This window comes from Actinomadura sp. 7K534, assembly GCF_004348575.1.
Taxonomy (GTDB): Bacteria; Actinomycetota; Actinomycetes; order Streptosporangiales; family Streptosporangiaceae; genus Spirillospora; species Spirillospora livida.
The window spans coordinates 1-1,774 of record NZ_SMKB01000460.1 but is presented as its reverse complement, the minus strand read 5'-3'; the positions used below and the strand labels follow the sequence as shown (position 1 = coordinate 1,774).

Sequence of the window (1,774 nt, the reverse complement as noted above, 5' to 3'; positions counted from 1 at the left end):
CAGCACCCCTCCCCCTCAATGCCCCGTCCCTCCACACGAGCCCGAGCCCGACGCCATGGGAGCGCCTCAACTGGAGCCGCCCGGAGTGCTTGGTTTAGGGGGTTGGTCAGTGGCCTCCTCAGGGCCTGAGCTAGCTGGTCGGGCATCGTCGGGTGGGACGCCTGGTTCTGTTGCGGCGGCTACGTGGGCTTGGACGGTCAGGGGTGGAAGCCCGGCCGCCGCAGGGGGTTTGACGGGGACGGAGACGTCCACGTGGACGGTGGCGCCGTCTTGCCTCACCCTGACCGTGGCTCCATTTGGGACTGCCTCCGCCACTCGTTCGCGGACGGCGGCCAGGGACTCGCCCCTGGCCGCGGCGCGGGCACCGGTTCGGGCCGCGTCCGTACAGGTGAGTTGGACGGACGCGGCCGTCAGGCCCCACAGCGCTATCGCGGTGACCAGGACGAGCGCGGGGAGCGCCACGGCTATCTCCGCCGTGGCCATCCCGCGATCCCTCAGCCCGCCAGTTTGAGGGCCTTCTCGATGATCTGTAAGAGCAGCTCCTTCACCTGCGGGCTGGTCACGATCTTGAACAGGAGGCCGGCGAACGCCGCCGCTGCGATGGTGCCGACCGCGTACTCGGCCGTGGACATGCCGCGGTCTCCGCCTCTGTCGGCCCATCGCCGCTTCACCATCTGTATCGCCCGCATGGGGCTCCTTTCGTTCGTGGTTCTCCCTAGAGGCTGCTGGGCCGTGGGGTGGAGTGCCGAGGGAACGCCGCATTGTGGATAACTCCGGTTTCACCGCGGGATGAGGATCGTCGAGGCGATCCCGGCGATGGCCGGGACGACGCCCAGCAGGACGAAGGCGGGAAGGAAGCACAGGCCCAGTGGGGCGAGCGCGCGGACGCCTGCCGCCCTCGCCCTGGCGGCCGCCGCAGAGCGCGCCACACGTCGCTGGTCTCGGGCCAGGCGGCTCAAGGACGGCGCCAGCGCCGCGCCGGTGGACGCCGCGCGTGTGGCTGCGCGGGCCAGCGGGGCGAGCATCGGCTCCTCCGCCAGGGCGAGCCACGCGTCAGCCGGGTCGGCCCCTAACCGAATCTGGACGGAGACGGCGATCAACTCGTCCCCGAGTGGGCCGCCCACCGCTTCCGCGACCGCTGCGACAGCGTCATGCCATGGGGCGCCTCCACGCAGGCAGGCCGCGAGAAGGTCGACCGCCACGGGCAGGTCGGCGACGAGGCGCGCCCGCCTGCGCTTGCGTTCCGCGTTTCCCAAGCGGCCGAAAGAGAACCAGACGGCGACCGCCGCCAGTAGACCGATCAGTGCGCCGGGCAGCCCGCCCAGCGTCACCAGGCACAGCACTCCCGTCGCGCCCGCAGCAACGCGCCGAAGGAGGACGTCGCTCCGCCCTATCCCTTCCGCAGCCGGCTTGGCACTCGACTTCCGCCGGTCAGCCGCGCCCTCAGGGCGATGACCCGGTGATGTGTCCAGACGGTGCGTCCGGTGGGCAGCTCCGTCCTCACTGAAGCTAGGCGCCCCGAGCGACGAAGGCACCCTCGCCCGCTCCGCATCCACCCCACCTCCGGAAGCGAGCCGGAGGTTGCGGTCCGTGGGCACCAGAACGGTCCCCCTGTGGGTGGCCGACCAATCAGGCTTTCGCCCCTCCTGAGCAGTTCCGTTGCCACGCCCGGATACTCGGGACCCCGAAGGCACTGCCTTCCCCGGGGGCTCGTTTGTGGTCACACGAAGCCGCACATCCGCCGGCTCCCGGGGGTTGGGGCTCGGCTTGCGGG

At 71.3% G+C, this 1,774-nt stretch carries 3 protein-coding genes; all 3 read right to left on the bottom strand.

Annotated elements, in window-relative coordinates; all coding sequences use genetic code 11:
• Positions 1–66: 66 nt before the first annotated feature.
• The 3 genes from E1266_RS39770 to E1266_RS37080 all read right to left on the bottom strand — a co-directional run bounded on the left by E1266_RS39770 (position 67) and on the right by E1266_RS37080 (position 1,331).
• Positions 67–483: a TadE family type IV pilus minor pilin gene (locus E1266_RS39770; RefSeq protein ID WP_243719368.1), complete on the bottom strand. Its 417-nt coding sequence runs from the start codon at positions 481–483 to the stop codon at positions 67–69.
• An 11-nt stretch (positions 484–494) separates the two neighbouring features.
• Positions 495–674: a DUF4244 domain-containing protein gene (locus tag E1266_RS37085; RefSeq protein ID WP_132055234.1), complete on the bottom strand. Its 180-nt coding sequence runs from the start codon at positions 672–674 to the stop codon at positions 495–497.
• Between the two features lie 105 nt (positions 675–779).
• Entirely contained in the window at positions 780–1,331 is a 552-nt protein-coding gene (locus tag E1266_RS37080; RefSeq protein WP_243719366.1) for a type II secretion system F family protein, read from the bottom strand.
• Positions 1,332–1,774 lie beyond the last annotated feature (443 nt).

Bases quoted from the DNA above. Each gene is read 5' to 3' on its own strand.
- E1266_RS39770 (WP_243719368.1), bottom strand. From the start codon at position 483: ATGGCCACGGCGGAGATAGCCGTGGCGCTCCCCGCGCTCGTCCTGGTC.
- E1266_RS37085 (WP_132055234.1), bottom strand. From the start codon at position 674: ATGGTGAAGCGGCGATGGGCCGACAGAGGCGGAGACCGCGGCATGTCC.